This is a genomic window from Chitinophaga sp. (assembly GCF_019236475.1).
Taxonomy (GTDB): domain Bacteria; phylum Bacteroidota; class Bacteroidia; order Chitinophagales; family Chitinophagaceae; genus Chitinophaga.
Map to the genome: position 1 here is coordinate 335,926 of NZ_JAFAIX010000013.1, position 18,347 is coordinate 354,272.

13 protein-coding genes are annotated in these 18,347 nt (G+C 37.8%); 9 read left to right on the forward strand and 4 right to left on the reverse strand.

Features of this window, described 5'->3' with window-relative positions; all coding sequences use genetic code 11:
• The first annotated feature begins 24 nt into the window (after nt 1-24).
• Genes JO154_RS23395 through JO154_RS23405 form a run of 3 tightly spaced genes read left to right on the forward strand, consistent with a single transcriptional unit; the run spans nt 25 to nt 5,439 of the window.
• Complete coding sequence (locus JO154_RS23395) at nt 25-1,050, forward strand: hypothetical protein (protein ID WP_291950504.1); 1,026 nt, start codon at nt 25-27, stop codon at nt 1,048-1,050.
• On the forward strand, nt 1,047-4,025 hold the full coding sequence (locus JO154_RS23400; protein ID WP_291950507.1) for a DEAD/DEAH box helicase family protein: 2,979 nt from the start codon (nt 1,047-1,049) through the stop codon (nt 4,023-4,025). The genes JO154_RS23395 and JO154_RS23400 overlap by 4 nt, the downstream gene beginning before the upstream one ends.
• 55 nt (nt 4,026-4,080) lie before the next feature.
• Nucleotides 4,081-5,439, forward strand: a complete 1,359-nt coding sequence (locus JO154_RS23405; RefSeq protein WP_291950510.1) for a restriction endonuclease FokI C-terminal domain-containing protein — start codon at nt 4,081-4,083, stop codon at nt 5,437-5,439.
• A 183-nt stretch (nt 5,440-5,622) separates the two neighbouring features.
• On the opposite strand, the gene JO154_RS23410 is transcribed toward JO154_RS23405, so the two are convergent.
• From JO154_RS23410 to JO154_RS23420, 3 genes are all read right to left on the reverse strand, one after another.
• Nucleotides 5,623-8,973, reverse strand: a complete 3,351-nt coding sequence (locus tag JO154_RS23410) for a DEAD/DEAH box helicase (protein WP_291950513.1) — start codon at nt 8,971-8,973, stop codon at nt 5,623-5,625.
• A gap of 65 nt (nt 8,974-9,038) precedes the next feature.
• The gene (locus JO154_RS23415; protein ID WP_291950516.1) at nt 9,039-10,085 is read right to left on the reverse strand and encodes a Fic family protein; all 1,047 of its coding nucleotides are present in this window, start codon (nt 10,083-10,085) and stop codon (nt 9,039-9,041) included.
• Nucleotides 10,086-10,345: 260 nt separating this feature from the next.
• Nucleotides 10,346-11,650, reverse strand: coding sequence for an ATP-binding protein (locus JO154_RS23420; protein ID WP_291950519.1), 1,305 nt, complete (start codon nt 11,648-11,650; stop codon nt 10,346-10,348).
• Between the two features lie 719 nt (nt 11,651-12,369).
• Here JO154_RS23420 and JO154_RS23425 point away from each other — a divergent pair.
• The 6 genes from JO154_RS23425 (at nt 12,370) to gap (ending at nt 17,453) form a co-directional block, all read left to right on the forward strand.
• Nucleotides 12,370-13,377 (forward strand): hypothetical protein, encoded by a 1,008-nt coding sequence (locus JO154_RS23425; protein ID WP_291950522.1) that lies wholly within the window; start codon nt 12,370-12,372, stop codon nt 13,375-13,377.
• Nucleotides 13,378-13,575: 198 nt separating this feature from the next.
• Nucleotides 13,576-13,905 carry a metalloregulator ArsR/SmtB family transcription factor gene (locus tag JO154_RS23430; RefSeq protein WP_291950525.1) on the forward strand — a complete coding sequence of 110 codons (330 nt, stop codon included), beginning with the start codon at nt 13,576-13,578 and terminating at the stop codon, nt 13,903-13,905.
• A gap of 56 nt (nt 13,906-13,961) precedes the next feature.
• On the forward strand, nt 13,962-14,801 hold the full coding sequence (locus tag JO154_RS23435; RefSeq protein WP_291950528.1) for an arsenite methyltransferase: 840 nt from the start codon (nt 13,962-13,964) through the stop codon (nt 14,799-14,801).
• A 26-nt stretch (nt 14,802-14,827) separates the two neighbouring features.
• Entirely contained in the window at nt 14,828-15,904 is a 1,077-nt protein-coding gene (arsB, locus tag JO154_RS23440) for an ACR3 family arsenite efflux transporter (RefSeq protein WP_291950531.1), read from the forward strand.
• Between the two features lie 28 nt (nt 15,905-15,932).
• Nucleotides 15,933-16,346, forward strand: coding sequence for an arsenate reductase ArsC (locus JO154_RS23445; RefSeq protein ID WP_291950534.1), 414 nt, complete (start codon nt 15,933-15,935; stop codon nt 16,344-16,346).
• A gap of 96 nt (nt 16,347-16,442) precedes the next feature.
• Complete coding sequence (gene gap, locus JO154_RS23450; protein ID WP_366935602.1) at nt 16,443-17,453, forward strand: type I glyceraldehyde-3-phosphate dehydrogenase; 1,011 nt, start codon at nt 16,443-16,445, stop codon at nt 17,451-17,453.
• A gap of 49 nt (nt 17,454-17,502) precedes the next feature.
• Here gap and JO154_RS23455 read toward each other — a convergent pair whose 3' ends face one another.
• Complete coding sequence (locus tag JO154_RS23455; protein WP_291950539.1) at nt 17,503-18,339, reverse strand: hypothetical protein; 837 nt, start codon at nt 18,337-18,339, stop codon at nt 17,503-17,505.
• Nucleotides 18,340-18,347: the final 8 nt, after the last annotated feature.

Here is an 18,347-nt window from a genome sequence, read left to right on the forward strand (position 1 = left end):
AGTAGCTACCATAAAACCTCTAAAATGACCCTTTGTATTGCATATATACGCCAAGCCAATGATACGGAAGAATTAATCTTCGCAACGGATAGTTGCTTGACTGGCGGTGAAAAATGGAAACATGGTATAAAACTGTTTAAACTCCCAAAAAAGGATTGCTTATTATGCTTTGCAGGAAGCACTGGAAGAGCTTATCCACTTGTATTAAACCTTGTTTCTTCCATCCATCTGGATAAAAATCTACAATCTCCGGATGCTAGTCTCGAAGACGTTTTAGATTATTTATCCAATCTATTTACTGATCTGACATCAAAAATCATTTCGGAAATTAAGGGAGAGGATATTCATGCATTAAGAAGCGGAGTACAGTTTTTATTCGGTGGTTGGGATTGGCAAAAGGGGCCAACAGGAGCGTTTAGAGTTTGGAAACTATTCTACTCAAGAGATATTGAGGGATTCATTTTTGATGAATTAACCAATAACGGCTCAAAAAAAAGGTTCTATACTTTTTTAAGTGATCCTGGTGAAATGGAAGAAGAAGCTAAAAAGCGATACAAAGATCTTCTATATAACAGAGACAAACAGGATGATCCCATAGACATGGAACCATTGATGATACTGAGAGATATGGTGACCCAGGGTGTTAACCGAGCTATAGATGGTAGTTTGCAAATTGCTAAAGTTTACAAATCAAACAGGTCTGAGTTCTTTGGAATTTACTGGCAATCAAGTAAAGGAAAACCATGCTTCCAAGGTAGAGAGTATAAAGAAATAAATAAACCTCTTGTCAGATACTTTGATCCCGACACCTTCGAAATAATAGAATCTGATTTACCCAATACGCTTTCTAATATTGAGGAAGAGCTTTATCTTGATAATTTCCAATTTGTACGAGAGTGTTACGATGAGGCTGGCTACTTAAAAGATAATCTACCGGATAAATCAAAACACACTTTAAGATTAATTCTTAAAGAGGTAGCATATAGACAATTTTTAGGACAACAAGAGAAAAATCCACAAGGTTCATCTACAAATGATGACATATCATGAGTATTACAACTGAAAATAGATTTGAAGAAGCTTTAGTGCATTCACTTATTAATGGAGGCTATTCACTAGGTGACGCGAGTAGTTATAATACTGAATTAGGTATGTTTAAACAGGAAGTAATTGACTTTTTGAAAGCATCACAACCTAATCGCTGGGAAAAGATTTCAACTATTCACGGAGCCGATACCGAAAATCGGGTAATCCAGCGGCTTTACAAAGAATTGGACTTAAGAGGCAACTTAGATGTTATCCGTAATGGCTTCGTGGACTATGGTGTTCGTTTTCAAATGGCTTTCTTTCCACCAGTCTCTGGATTGAATCCTGATGCTGTAATCCTTTATAATAAGAACAGCCTTAAAGTATATCGTCAGGTCTACTATAGTGACAAAGTGAAAAATTCTGTCGATGTTGTCGTATCGTTAAATGGACTTCCTGTTGCTACGCTGGAGGTTAAAAATCAGTTTACGGGACAGGATGTAAGTAATGCAATAAAACAGTACAATACAAGCCGAGATAATCGGGACCTACTATTTACATTTAAGAAAAGAAGTCTGGTACATTTTGCAGTTGATCAGGATGAAATATTCATGACCACTAAGTTGGATGGTAACAAAACCTTTTGGCTACCGTTTAATAAAGGATATAATGGTGGGAAAGGCAATCCTATCAATCCAAACGGATACCGTACAGCCTATCTATGGGAAAATATATTACAGAAAGATAGCTGGATGGAAATCCTTCAACGCTTCATCCATCTACAAATAGAAGAAGTTGAGGTTAATGGAAGAATCTACAGAAAAGAAAAATTGATTTTTCCCAGATATCACCAATTAGATGCTATACGTAAAGTAAGCATAGATGTTTTTAAAAATGGAATTGGCAAGAACTATTTAATTCAACATTCTGCTGGTTCCGGAAAAAGCAATTCCATTGCATGGCTCGCTTACCGCTTATCAAGCTTACACAATCAAACTGACGAACGAATATTTGACTCCGTAATAGTGGTAACAGATAGAAATGTATTGGATCAACAACTACAGAATACAATTTATCAATTTGAGCATAAAGCAGGAGTAGTTCGAAAAATTGATAAAGACAGCTCCCAGCTAGCTAGCGCATTAGGATATGGCACTAACATTATTATAACCACATTGCAAAAATTCCCATTTGTTGTGGATAAAGTGGGAGAATTACCTGATAGGAAATATGCAGTTATCATTGATGAGGCCCATAGTTCTCAAGGGGGTGAAGCGAGTAAGAAAATGAAAGAAATACTCGCTATTAAATCCTTAGAAAAAGCTGAAGAAGAAGAAGAAAACATAGACGACTATACAGGGGACGATTTCATCAGAGAACAAGTAGAGCGTTCGGCAACTTCAAGGGGGCAGCAACCCAATATTTCATTTTTTGCATTTACTGCTACTCCAAAATACAAAACGCTAAGGGTTTTCGGTGATAAGGATATTGACGAAAAACCTAAACCTTTTCACCTCTATTCAATGCGACAAGCTATTGAAGAAGGATTCATTCTAGATGTGTTACAGAATTACACAACCTATGAACTATATTTTAAGCTAACAAAGGCAATTGAAGAAGATCCGCAAATCAACAAGAAGAAAGCAGCCAAGGCTATAGGTAAATACGTATCACTTCACCCTTATAACCTTTCGCAAAAAACAGAAATAATCATAGAACATTTTCGCGATATAGTTTCGAAGAAAATTGGTGGAAAAGCTAAAGCAATGCTTGCTTGCGGCTCACGTTTACATGCTAAACGCTATTTTAAAGAATTTGAGAATTATATCAAAGAAAAAGGGTATGATAAAGAATTAAAGATTTTAGTTGCTTTCTCAGGGAAAGTAATAGATGATGACGCCCCAGACGGAGTTTCTGAACCACAATTAACAGGGTACGGAGAGAAGGAGCTACCTGACGTATTTGGTAAAGATGACTATAAAATTCTAATAGTTGCGGATAAGTATCAAACCGGTTTTGATCAACCACTATTACATACAATGTATATAGATAAAAAACTATCTGGAGTAAAAGCTGTGCAAACTCTTTCAAGGTTGAATCGTATATACCCAGGCAAAGAAGATACTTTTGTCTTAGATTTTGTCAATGACCGGCAAACCATTTTAGATTCTTTTCAACCTTATTATGAAGTAACGACAGTGGAGGATGAAACTGAAATCAACCATCTCTATGATCTTAAAGCCAGGTTAGATCAGTTTCAAGTATATTGGGAGGCGGATATCGAAGACTTTGCGCAGGTATACTTTAATCCGGCAACTAATTTCAAAGATCAAAAACGTCTTTATGCATATACGGATTCTGCAGTCGATCGTTATAGAGCGTTAACAGAAGATAAACAAGAAGAATTTAAAAAGGGACTACGTTCCTGGACAAACTTATACGCATTTCTTTCTCAGATCATGCCATTTATTGACACTGAGTTCGAGAAATTCTATGCCTATTCCCGATTACTTCAGACAAGGCTTCCAAAGAGAGACCTTTCGGAATCATTACAGTTCGATGATGAAATTGCACTTGAATACTACCGATTACAAAAGATCAAGGAGGGAGCTATTGAATTAGTAAAAGGAGAAATTGGCAAACTTAGCGGTACTGCCGAAGCCGGATTAAAAAGGCTCAAAGAAGAAGAGGCTTTGCTTTCCGAAATCATTTCCATTCTTAACGATCGCTTTGGGACAGAATTCGAGGAAGCTGACAAACTTTTCTTTGACCAAATTGAGGCAGAATTAATGGAAGATACAACCCTACAAACTCAAGCAAAAGTGAATAAATTGGACACTTTCAAATTTGCCTTTAATGACAAATTTATAGATAAATTGATTGGGCGTATGGATCAGAATCAGGAAATTTTCGAAAAAATACTTGAAGACAAAGTATTTGGGGATTTAGTGAAAGAGTTAATGATGAAAAAAATTTATAAAAAACTGAATGAGTTGTAATCATAAGTTCAATCTCATTTCAGAATTTAGTTATCAGTATATATTTCCACTTAAAATGAGCAGAAATAAAAAGATTCCAGAAAATATAAAAAACAAAATTACAACTATTTGGAATGATTATATTAAATCAGATAAAACAGTATTAAATACCAAAGGGCAGCCTATTAATCAAATTGACACAGAACGATTAAAGGCGATAGTGGATATAAAAAAGATTATTCAGGATTTTCTTAATGGTCATATCAATCTCTATGAATTTAAAACAGATTTAGACAGTTATAACAAACGGAATAATCTTTGGGGATTTACTGCTGCCAAGGGACAAATGTTTTTTAATCTTCTTACTAAAAGTAGTGAATCTAATCCTGGAAAGCTAAGCGATCTTGTTAAAACCTGTATTTCAGAACCCACAGATTTACTCCAAGCTGGAGATAAAATCGATTCACTAGAAAAATTTGCAAGCCAAATTTTCAATAACGCTCCCGACAAAAGAAAAGCACCCAACCCTGCTTCATCAGGTTATTTTCTTTCTTACTTCTGGCAAATACATAACTATGAAAAATGGCCTATTATTTATACATCTCTCATCAATGCTTTTAAGGATCTTGATTTATGGGAAAACCATAATACGCAAAATGAAAGTTATCAGTTTTTCTATAAGTTGAATGAAGATATCAAGGTCATATTGCAGAACTGTACGAAGAATGTTGTAAATAATTGGTCTGCAGAACATGCTTTTTGGAATTATACAGGAAACCCGCATGTTGCTATGAAGAAGGAAAAGCAGGCTATTCAGGCACCTGCTATGACTTTTACTGAAAATAAGGAGCTGGTAACATTAGTGGCAAATTTTGACAAAAATGAATACCTTATCCCCAAAGTAGCCAGACTGGTTGAACTTGGTCAAGATTCGGATAAATCAGGCTCTGCGAAAGGCAGCGAATATGAAAAAATGGTTCTCGAAATATTTAAACAACTAGACTTTGAAGTATGTATTTTAGGGCAAGGAAAAGGCAGAAATCCTGATGCAGTAATTAAATACCGGGAAGATCATACGGCCTTTATTGTAGATGCAAAGGCTTATAGTAATGGTTATAACTTGGGGCTTGATGATAGAGCCATTAAAGAATATATTAATTATCATTGCCCGTTGCTCAAAAAAGAGGGATTTACCAAAATAGGCTTTATCATAATTAGCAATTCATTTAAATCTAACCTCGATAGTTTTATCAATGAAATAACATGGAATACGGACATTAAAAGATTTATACTACTGACTTCAGAAGCGCTCCTCTATTTATTGGCATACAAAACCAAAGATAAATTGAGCGTCAATAATGTTATTGATTGCCTTATAAGCCTGGGAAATAAAATACAAGCAGAGGAAATTATTGGGGAGCTGGAAGATGTATAAAATGGAGCCTAAAATTTCCTATTCGAACTGTTAAATAAGCGTTGGGAATCAATAGCATTATTGTGAAGTTCATTTATATCTAAATTTTGAGGAGTATCATATCATATCATATGTATTGCACATTATTATTATATCACATATGCACATTGCTATCTAGAAACTTTAGCTTCTTGCAAATAGTAATCACGTAACCCTTTCCTCCAACTGCCCTTTCCATAAAACAAATCCTTTTTTAGTATCGGAATAATCATGGAATATTCTGCTAAAATCAGGATGATCTTTCTTTAGATACTCCTGCTTGCCAGTATTCTTGATCTCTTGCAGAATTCCCTCTATCATCCCAATTGCCTGACGTAATGCCTCTTTGGTTTTGCTAACGTGCCAAATGTAAGTCGCCTCGTTACTATCTAATGTTTCCCATACAAGATGATACTTTTCAGCTCCCATAACTAAAAAAATGAACGAAAGCGGCTGTAAAACGAAACGGATCTTTAAAATAGATGCCTCATGTTGTGTAGAAAGGTACTTTAACTGCAAATAGTGTTTGCTTTTTTTAACATTGAGAATATCGTCCAGCAAATCCTTATCAGATTTGAAAAAATTGGTTATTGGATTATTATTAATGGCCATTAGCTCTTCCATTGTAGCCATAAATTTATTATTACTTAGTGTGCCTTGAGTTGTCAGAATCCCCTTTCGGACAAATTCAAATCTCACACTTTCTACTATAGTACTATTTATCTTATCAATATCATCAGATGTGGCTGCTGTGGATGTAATACCGGATTTATTAAATTTTATCCTTATGGTTATGGCAAGTGTTTTCTTTTTAAGTACTTTGATAAAATAATCTTTCAATACCTCAAATTCAGGTCTTATATCATTGTTCTCAATCTCAAAATCTAAAGATTTATTAAGCTCTTCTATAAAATACGAAAAGGATACAAAGCCATTACCAAACTTGATTTTATTAAATGGAATCTTTAATAGTTTTGAAATAGATTTATCCATATCTTCTTTATCAGGAAATTCCATTTTTTTACCGGAAGCCTGTACCATATTAGGTTTTAATTGTACGGACCTCAATAGATAGTCAGAACTAATTGACCGGAATTTAATCTTTTCAATTCCCAATAGATCCAAACTTAGTTGCATTTCAGTTAATGGATTTTGTTCAGCCTGATAATTTAATATTTCAGCAAATATTACCTCCTCCACCTCATTATAATTCAATACCCTTATTCTCCAGGCAACGTCTTTCTTAAATTGTTTAATTTCAAATGGGAGGTCTAAAATGGAAATTGGCAATGCATTATTCTTTTGATCCAGATAAACTTTGTCTCCATCAAATAAAAGGAGCAATTCATCGTATTTTTGCACTTGCCCTGCCTTTTGTAATTTGCGATAGTACTTATTTCTTTGTTTAAATAGCTTCTCCAGGTATTCAATTTTAGTATCACGGTAATCATATATAATAGGAGAAGTCCTGCTACGCTGAACACGTCCTATGTATTGAATCAGTTTACCTTCAAAAGCAAAAGGGAAAGCAAGAAACAGACAATCCAGATTATCTATATCAACCCCTTCACCTATAAACTGTCCAGTAGCAATCAGAACTTGAAACTCTCCTGAAGCAATCTGCTTCATTTTTGCTTTTCGCAATTGCTCACTATCATCACCAGATAAGGTTATTATCTCGAATTGTTGTTTAAGAAATTGACAAAGTGTATCAATATGGTTTTTCCTTTCTGTAAGAATTAATCCTCTTCTTCCTGCTCCAACTTCCTTTTTTACATCATTGATGATAAGATTATTCCTTGCTGAATCATGGATGAGAATTTGGGATAGAGATTCAAACTTATCTGTTTTATAATCAAATGGGACATACAATTCTGTGTCCCGGATTTTTACTGAAAGATTATTATGTTCTCCTTCTTCATGGCTATTGGATTTTATTTCATGTATAACATCTCCGATGAAAGAGAATATTAATTGTTCATCTTTATTCTTTCTGAATGGTGTGGCTGTCAGCCCATATAGAAAAAATGAATTGAATCTTTTAATTGTATCCCGAAACGTCTTAGCAGGCACGTGGTGACATTCATCAATTATGATAGTTCCAAAATCTTGAAAAATGGGGTCACTCTCGTTTATTACCTCCAAACTTTGCATCATAGCAACAGTTATTAGCAGCCCCTCTTTCTTTTCCCCACTCACAATCTTACCAATCAAATGCTTGGGAATTCCCATAAAGGTTTGTATTCTTTCTATCCATTGATCAAACAGTTGTTTGCGATGTACTATGATCAGGGCAGGTTGCCTTTTGTTTGCGACAATGGATAATGCAATCACTGTCTTTCCAGTTCCCGGTGGCGCCACTATTATGCCAAAATCTTTTTTTGTAGTTATTCCAACTGCTACTTCCTGATAATCATACAATGTTATTTTTGAAGGGATCTTGACATCGGCATATTTTCTTCTATTATCCTTAAGTTCATAGGGAATACTTTCTTGTTTACAGTAGCGTAGTAACTGGCCGATAAATCCTCTGGGAATAATAATGCTATCTCCCTTCTCCTCCAATATTTTAAAATAAGCCTCTGTACCGTAAGTGGATTTTCCCATTTTCTTTTTGATCAGGTAATCAGTATTTATAAAATTGAGGTTCTCTCTCAAAAAATCAATTAATTGGGTAGACAACTGAAATCGGCTTAGAGAGATAATATTACTTAAACTTATATTAATAAGATGGTCCTGCTTGGATACAATATTTACAGGAGAATCTGATTGTTGTATAGTAGTATTAAAAAGTTGATTATAAATTATATCCAGATTTTCAGTAGTTATTTTTGAGATAGTGCCCAGAAATTTCCATTGATTTTCGAACGGTATTAAATTGACAGGATCTATGAAGCAGGAGTTTCCTTTTTCAATAGCCTGCTTTTGAAACGGTAATGCAATTAAGTTTCCTAAACCTATCCCACTGTGATAATCCTGATTTGGAAATATTCTGTCAAAGCTGGGCTTCTTGTCAAATATGGAAATAATACCCGCCAGCTCAAGCAGATATTTGACAATTTTTCTGCTTTTGTAAGCTGGGTAAGGTTTGGTGAAAAAGATCCAAACATGCCCTCCATTTCCTGATCTTGACCGTTCTAATGAAGCTGGTATCTTGTATTGTTTACATAATGTCAGGAATTTCCGGCATTCATCATCCCATCCTTGTTCATCAAAATCAACTGCTACAAACCACGAGGTATTATCATCTAGTAAAGGATATATACCAGTTACCTGCTCTCCTGTTAAATGTTTAACAAACTCTTTTGTAGTAAGGGGCAATAATGTTTTGTCCTTAAAATTCGAGAATGTGCCTCCTTTATTTTTATGCATCTTATAAGCATCCCAGTCCATTTGATAGGAAGGCATATATCCGCTCTTGCCATCCTTTTCCCATCTAATGGCAAAAGCATCCTCTTTTGCTTTAAAAAGGGATTGGAATAATGCTAATTTTTCTTCAGTTATTTCAAAAGACATTATACATAGCCTGATAAGTTTAGAAATTTTGACAGCTTGTTTCTCGCGGATAGGTAAAATTCACTTTACATAGAATACCAGGAACCACGTCCAGCGCCATGTTGTTGCAGATGCTTAGCAGAAACGAGGCTTTCCAGGTGTTTTTTGACAGTATTCCTGTTGGCTTTTGTTAAAACAACTATTTCACTGATTGTTATACGACCTCTGGATTTTGCCAATTCAAGTATTTCTATAGATAATTCTGGTAGCTGTCCTAAAAGAAGTTTTTCCCGTTCAATTTTAATTTCAAGTCGGGCTTTCTGCTGCTGAAGAGCGCGTAGAAAAAATAATATCCAGGGCATCCAGTCTGGATTTTCAGCTTTTAAGGTGCCTTGTGTTCTTCTTAAAGCAAGGTAATACCCTTCTTTACTCTGCTCAATAACAGCTTCCAGAGAGCTATATGGCACGTATGCATATCCTGCTCGTAGTAGAAGGACTGTTGTTAGAATGCGCGATAACCGGCCATTACCATCCTGAAATGGATGGATAGCAAGAAAAACTACAATAAAAATACATATTATTAAAAGCGGATGAAGGGCTTTCGTTTCAATAGCATTAACAGTCCAGCTAACAAGTTCCTGCATGCGTAACTGTGTGTCAAAAGGACTGGCGGTCTCGAATACAATACCTAAGCTTTTGCCATCCTGATCAAAAGCTTCAACATGATTCGGTGATTTTTTGTAATTCCCTCGATGCCAATTGTCTTTGGAACTATGCTTTAATAATTCCCGGTGAAGTTGCTGAATGTAGCCTTCAGTTAGCGGGATATATGTGTAATTTTCAAAAATAAGGTTCATGACATCTGCATATCCGGCAACTTCTTCTTCGTCTCGAGATGTAAACTGCTTTATAGCTAAGTTTCCAAGCAATTTTTCTACTTGTTGATCAGTTAATTTCGCTCCTTCAATACGAGTTGATGACCCTATGCTTTCAATTGTAGCAACCCGCTTTAATGAAGTGAGATGTTCTGGTGCCAGTTGGCCTAAGGCGCGCCATGCACCTTTAAATTCGTCAATTTCTGAAATTAGGGATAGCACCTCGGTGGTGATATTTATGGTTGTAGTCTTTATCATATACCCATAAAATTACCCAATTATACCCAATTATTTACCTCTAAATCCCCGCAAAATTACCCAATTATACCCAATTTAATCATGTATTAAACCTATCATAAGTATTTTTAATGTATAGTAAGCTTCATAAACTGGTGGATGTTTTCCAAATCAGTAGTAAATAAGTTCGAACATTGTCCCCTCCACCCCGCAAAAAAGGATCATCAGCAATGATGATCCTTTTTTCGTTTTAATAGGTTGCTTCCCTTTGGGATCCAAGATCAATAAACTATCCTCCAATATCCTCCTTTGTTCGGTCCAATACGCTCCAGCTTATTTTCTCTTTGTAGCTTTTGAAGATTCCTCTCTATAGATCGTTCAGAAATTTCAATTCTGGAGGCCAATTCCTGTATAGTAACCCGCGGATTTGTCTTAATAATCGTTATGATTTTCTCCGACGTTTTCTCCGACGTTTTCTCCGACGTTTTCTTCCTGAACTCAATCATAAATCCAGAAAGATCATAATTAAACTCCGGGTCTGGCAGACCAGATTTCCTACACTCATTGATCATCTTAATCGTACCGCGGCCCCAGGTTTCAATAAGCCCGGCACGGAAAAAAGCAGTAGCAATATCTGGGTTATAAGGGATGGAAGGATGTTTATGCTTCAAACGCTCCACTGTCCAGTTATCCGGTAACTGTCCCTGATTCCAGAAAATAATCTTATTGTCGTATACACTGATTTGAACAGGTACCCCACCACTATAATCCTTATGCACAATGGCATTTAAAACTGCTTCCCTTAATGCAGCCTCTGGAAAAGGATAAGTCTCTATTCTCGTAATTCCGTCATAACTGATCATCGCCTTCATATACTTGGTAAGTAGTAAATCCATGGTCTTATTTACCTGTTCAAAAAGATCCCCATGAATAGTATCCTGGAATAGCAAATCATCATCCGTTCTAAAAAATCCAATCTTTACAAAAGCACCTGTTACAAACTTTTCCGGATCGGGATGAAAAAGTAGTACAGCCGCCCGTTTCAAATAAGCCCCATCATATAATTTGAGATTCTCTAGTAATAACTTGTTGGCTTCTACTATAATTTCTGGCGACAGGCGTCCTGTTCTGGTAGCACTTCTACGGAAAAAAGAAAATGCATCCTTGCTGAGTGAGCTTAAAGACACACTGGGTACAGGCACTCCATCCCAACGCTTACCTTGCTTCTGTAACAAAAATTTATCAAGGGCAGCGCCTTTTAATTCCTGTTTAGTGCTGCCGCTCCTATAATAATATTGCCCCTTATAACTAACTGGATTAGGATATGAATCAACCTTAATCTCCAAATATTCTCTATTTTTCTGTTGCTCTATGTTCACATCCACCATAATGCCTAACATATCTCTTACCTTATTAGGTATTTCTTCCAGCAACTGATGAGCATTAGGAATACCAGTTACTTTACCTTCATCATTTTTCCCTATTATAATAACACCACCTTGTGCATTTGCAAACCCACAAATCCATTTAAGATATTCATCGCGCCAAGTCTCCTTCCATTCTATATTTTGGTTCTCCTTGTTCATATATTATTTCTTATAAAATAAACCGTGATGATCCTTCTCACTAATATCGGAAATTTCTGGCTGCAGTGTATTCCTAAATTTTTCTATTCGAACAGGATCAAGTTTAATACGAAAGTTTGTCACGTTCAATAAAGAACATTTTCATCGCGCTCTTCAATTATTTTCAGCTTTTCCATTTAAGTTGCCTCATTCTGATTCTTTTCTATCGTAGGGGATATTTAGGGTTTATTATCGAATATTCCCATGATGCTTTTAAATAGCATCACTACTACACGAAAAAAATATGCTTAACATTTCTATTTTTTATGTAAATTAACATTATCTCGATCGTATCTAATCTATCTTAAAGAGAGCCGTTCACATAACATCGATCCATGAATCACGACGCATAATCAAACCCGAGTCATTGTATTGCTATAATTATGTTAGCCCATTATTACAGCACACAATGCATTAGCACAGAAAGTAACGATATGGGTATTGCTGTCCTTATGTTGTAGGTCCAGTATGCCCCGATAATTCCAATTGTTATGTAAACCATTATGTACCCGAATAGATTATTTGCCCTCGTAGGTAAATCGATTAAGCAAATGCAGTGACATTGAAAATCACTTGTTTAAGTCGTTGTTGTACAACCAATGAAAGTGATGTTGAAGAGACCATTCCACCATTCCTCTTTTTCTACCGGCATCATTATTCACCATAAAAAATCACCCAAAATGAAACAAAAGTGTTTATCATTTACAGTATTAATTGCACTGGTAATGTTGATCCTTGGCACTGGTTGTACCAAACAATTACGTTCCGATGAATTATTAACCAACAGTAAATCCGCTATAGCAAAGAGCACCAGTTCCACTACGCTCTCTGTACCCTTAGATAGTCTGATTGCCTATAAAAGTCGCCCGCATGAAATCTATGCAGGCTTTTATCGCATACAGGGTCCTTGCTATGGAGCAGCACCATTTGGTACTAATTTTTCACAGGTACCCGACAGTCTAGATGTACTCATTCTATTTTGCTTTTCATCCAGCTCTCCCATAGTAAGTCAGGTTCCCGGATGGATCAATACCCTACATACCAAAGGGACCAAAGTAATCCTGACAGGAAATTTAAATCTTGTGGCGGGTGCTACCCATGATACAGTTGGATATAATATGACAGCAAAATATATCGTGGACAGCATCGTCAATAAATATGGCTTCGATGGTTACGACATAGACGTAGAAAGTAACCCAACCGGCCAAACCCTGACAGACATGGCGGGCGTATACACCGCACTTTCGAGGTACCTCGGACCAAAATCTGGTACAGGAAAGCTACTCACGTTTGATACTAATCAAAGTGGAACCAACAATCTTTTCCGACAAGTGTATTCCATGGTAAGCTATGTATGGCTTCAAGCTTATGGACGTGGCGCTAGTACATTGCAATCAACATGGAACAGCTTTTCTCCTTATATTCAATCAACACAATTCGTACCTGGCTTTTCTTTCTATGAAGAAAATGGATATCCTTCCAATGTATGGTATGATGTAACCTATCCTGTAAACGGTACCGGTCGCGCATATGATTATGCCCGCTGGGAACCCAAAACAGGTAAGAAAGGCGGCGTATTTGGCTACGCAATAGATCGGGATGCTCCTTTGACTTCTGCTACCGACAATACCCTCTATGCACCCACTTACATCGTCAGCCAACAACTGATAAAAATAATGAACCCTTAATCATTTCTGAAGTCTTATAAATTCCGTCAATTTGGCTTTAAGTATATCTAAATACTTAGAGCCAAATTGATAAAAACTTAATTATCAACAAATAAAAACAGCATTCAATCAATAGATATCCATTCAATTATTCTCAATAAAAATTTCCTCATTGTTATCTCAAAAATCAATCGTAATATTGCGATATAAATAATATCCATGGGAGCAACAAAAACAGATCTCTTCACCAAACAACAGAATGAAATAGCTGCAATGGCCAAAGCCCTGGCCCATCCTGCTAGAATTGCCATTCTCCAGTACCTGGTGAAAAAGAACGCCTGCGTATGCGGCGATCTCGTAGATGAATTGGGACTGGCGCAAGCCACCACCTCCCAACACCTGAAAGAACTAAAAACAGCAGGTATTATACAAGGAAGCATCGAAGGCGTAAGCGTATGCTACTGCATCAACCCTAAAGTATGGAAACAGTATAAAGAACTGTTCAACTCCTTCTTTAAAGAGGTGGATCTGAAAAATACCTGCTGCTAATATTTTTTTGCATAAATCAATCGCAATATTGCAATAATACAATAAATCATATCATCATGCATACAGACGATCAACTGAAGGAAATAGTAAAACAGAAATACAGCGAAATCGCGTTACAAGACAAAGCTACCAACGCTGCATCCTGCTGTGGTGCGGGCGGCTGTTCTACCGAGGTATACAATATCATGAGTGAAGATTACTCCACCCTCAGCGGCTACAATCCTGATGCAGACCTAAGTCTTGGATGCGGATTACCTACACAGTTCGCGAAGATCAAAAAAGGCGATACAGTGATTGACCTCGGATCCGGCGCCGGAAATGATTGCTTTATCGCTCGACAAGAAACAGGGGAAACAGGTAAGGTGATTGGAATAGATTTCACACCAGCTATGATTGAAAAAGCCCGCAACAACGCGGAAAAACTGCAATTCAACAATGTGGAATTTCGTCAAGGTGATATCGAGAAAATGCCCGTATCCGCAAATATGGCGGATGTCGTAGTCAGCAACTGCGTATTGAACCTGGTGCCAAACAAAAACGGGGTTATCAGCGAAATATTCCGTGTACTCAAACCTGGAGGCCATTTTAGCATCTCTGATATTGTTTTGCAAGGCGAACTGCCCTCCCAAATACAGGCAGCCGCGGAAATGTACGCTGGTTGTGTATCTGGAGCTATACAAAAACAGGAATACCTAAGCCTCATTGAAAAAAACGGATTTAAAAATATTACCATTCAAAAAGAAAAAACAATCACTATTCCGGAGGATATCCTTTCCAACTATCTCACTCCTGAAGAAATCACTGCTTTCCATGCCGGAGATACAGGTATTTACAGCATCACGGTATATGCAGAAAAACCTGCGGATGTTGCTTGCTGTCCTCCTGGCTGTTGCTAATATAAACTGGCGATTAAAACAACATCATGCAAAATTGTAATCCAACTAAACGCAAGCAATTGAGCTTTTTGGACCGATACCTCACACTCTGGATTTTCCTGGCAATGGGCATTGGGGTGGGCATTGGATACATACTACCCGCATCATCAGGCTTTATCAACTCCTATTCTTCCGGTACTACAAACATACCGCTGGCAATAGGACTTATCCTGATGATGTACCCACCACTGGCAAAAGTGAAATATGAGAATATGGGAGAGGTATTTCGTAATACAAAAGTATTATCTGCCTCGCTGCTACTAAATTGGATAATAGGCCCACTCCTAATGTTCTTGTTGGCAGTATTATTTCTACACGGATATCCTGAATATATGACAGGGCTTATTCTAATCGGCCTTGCCAGGTGCATTGCAATGGTAGTGGTGTGGAATGAACTGGCGGAAGGAAACCGAGAGTATGCGGCCGGACTTGTGGCTTTAAACAGCATCTTTCAGGTATTATTATATAGCATCTACGCTTATATATTCATCACCTGGCTTCCTACCATTTTTGGTATGAAAGGAGTCACTGTAGCTATTTCCATTGGTGAAATAGCTAAAAGCGTAGGCATTTACCTAGGCATCCCTTTTACTGCAGGCGTTATTAGTCGATATAGCCTTATTGCATGGAAAGGAGAAAAATGGTTCCAGGAGAAGTATATCCCTTTTATTTCACCAATTACCTTAATAGCTCTCCTGTTTACGATTGTGGTAATGTTTAGTCTTAAAGGGAAACTAATCGTACAAATACCTTTCGATGTAATCAGGATAGCCATCCCACTGGTGATATATTTCGCTATTATGTTTCTAATTAGTTTCCTGCTAGGCAAAGCCCTGGGAGCCGACTATTCGCGAAATACCTCCATCGCATTCACAGCAGCGGGCAATAACTTTGAGCTAGCCATCGCAGTGGCTATCGGCGTATTTGGTATCAACTCCGGCCAGGCTTTCGTTGGTGTAATCGGACCACTAGTAGAAGTGCCTGCACTGATTGCATTGGTGAATGTAGCCTTCTGGCTCCGCAAGAAGTACTACAATACATTCGTCTCCACTGTAAAAGCATAAAACTTTAAATCTTTATACTTCATTTACCATGAAAAAAATCCTCGTCCTTTGTACCGGCAACAGTTGCCGCAGCCAAATAGCAGAAGGCTATCTGAAATATTTTGCCGGCGATAAAGCGCAAGTGTATAGTGCAGGTGTTGAAACACATGGCGTCAATCCACGGGCTATCACCACTATGGCGGAAGATGGCATTGATATATCTCATCATACTTCCAATAACATCACGGAATACAGCGATATACCATTTGATTTTGTCATTACCGTATGCGATAATGCAAAGGAAAGATGTCCATTCTTCCCAAGCACGGCACAACTATTCCATGAAAACTTCCCCGATCCGGCCAAAGCTACCGGCACGGAAGAAGAAATTATGCAGCAATTCCGGGTAGTAAGACAGTTGATTAAAGACTATATGAAATCCTTTGTAGCACTGCATGTATAAGCCATATATATTTAAGTCGTAATATTTGGCAAGACACGCGCCCTTATCCTTTTGTTACTTTGATGATTATCAAATAATTTTACAGGCTATAACAGCATAATCATGAGAATAGCTATAAATGGATTCGGGCGCATAGGCAGAATATGTTTACGTATGCTGCTGGAGAAAAAAGGGATTGAAGTGGTGGCAATTAATGATCTGGCAGATGTACCTACATTAGCACACCTTTACAGCTACGATTCCGTACATGGCCCATACAAAGGAACAGTGGAAGCAACAGTGGATTCCTTAGTGATAGACGGGAAAGCCATTCGGATTTTAGGAGAACGTAATCCTCTCCAACTGCCTTGGGCAGCGCTGAATATAGACCTAGTGATCGAATCTACCGGGAAATTTACTACCAGAACCGCGGCAGAAATGCACCTCCAGGCAGGCGCCAAACAAGTGATTGTATCGGCTCCCTCTCCTGATAAAGATATCCCTACCGTTGTCTTAGGCGTAAACGATCATCTGATCGACCTCACTTCTCCCGTTTTATCCAATGCTTCCTGCACCACCAACAACGTGGCACCTATGGTAAAAGTACTGGACGATAACTGGGGAATCGTAGATGGATATATCACAACTGTCCACTCTATGACCGGAGATCAGAACCTGCACGACGCTCCACACAGAGACCTCCGCAGAGCCCGCGCTGCTGCTGCGTCTATCATACCTACTTCCACAGGTGCGGCTAAAGCCATTACGTCTATCTTCCCACACCTGGAAGGCAGAATGGGCGGCGCCGGTATCCGTGTTCCTGTTTTAAATGGTTCCCTGACAGATTTTACCTGTATCCTGAAAAAACAACCTGCGAACGTAGCGGAAATCAATGCGAAGTTTAAAGAGGCCGCTGAAACCAGCATGAAAGGGGTATTGAAATATACAGATCATCCTATCGTTTCCATTGATATCGTGGATAATCCGTACTCCTGTACCTTCGATTCCTTATTGACTTCTATCGTGGGGGATCTGGTGAAAGTAGTAGGTTGGTACGATAATGAATTCGGGTACTCTAACCGCCTGGCTGACCTGGTGGTACGTATCGCTAAATTAAAACAGCACTAATAAGTTTCATTATAAAGTTGGCTCGTAGCCAACTTTATCTTACCTCCTGTTAAGGGTGTGTGATAAAAACGGGCACATTTGTGCACTTCAAAATATTTTCCGCATCACTATGATGGAATAACCGCGACATGCGGCTACGTCCATACGCTCCAAAGGTTATAAGACAGTCGTTCTTGTTCATCAGTAACTTCATGAATTCCATGGATGGGTCTCCCCGTAACATTTGGAAATCAACCCGGGAATAATGAAGCTCTAAATACGTCTTCAATTGATGTTCCCAGGGAATCGTTTCTATATTCCGTTCTCCCACATATACCACTCTAACTGGGAGTTCACAAAATGAAGGAAACAACTGCGTAAACGCTTTAATGGCAAACATGGAAGAGACAGTACCATTATAGGAAAAAATAATCTCCTTAACAGAAAATAGCGTATCAGGAATAATTAGGACTGGGCATTCGGCCTTAACTAAGATTTCCTCCACAAAAATCGGTGGATTCGTGTCTCCCATCATCGCAAAAGAAGTTTTACTTCCCACCAGTAGTAAGTCTGAAAACCTACTTTCCAAAATAATTTCTTGATCAGGGAAATTCCCCACCCTACGCACGTCTACTTTCACTTCCCCTTCGTTGCAAAGATGATGCAGTTGCGTCATTTTTGAATTCATCTCAAAGTCCCTGGATGCCCTAATCTCAGCTAATACCCGTTCATCCGTATAAGCATATAATTCAGGAACCATTTCATATAAAGATAGCGCTTCACGCTCTTGATTATCCAAGGCAATAACGGAAAGTTGGCTATTTCCCGCGTTCGCAAAATATTTAAATGCACCAATACCATTTTCTGTAAAGTTCAATGGATTGATAACGGCAATAAACCTTTTCATAGTTGTAT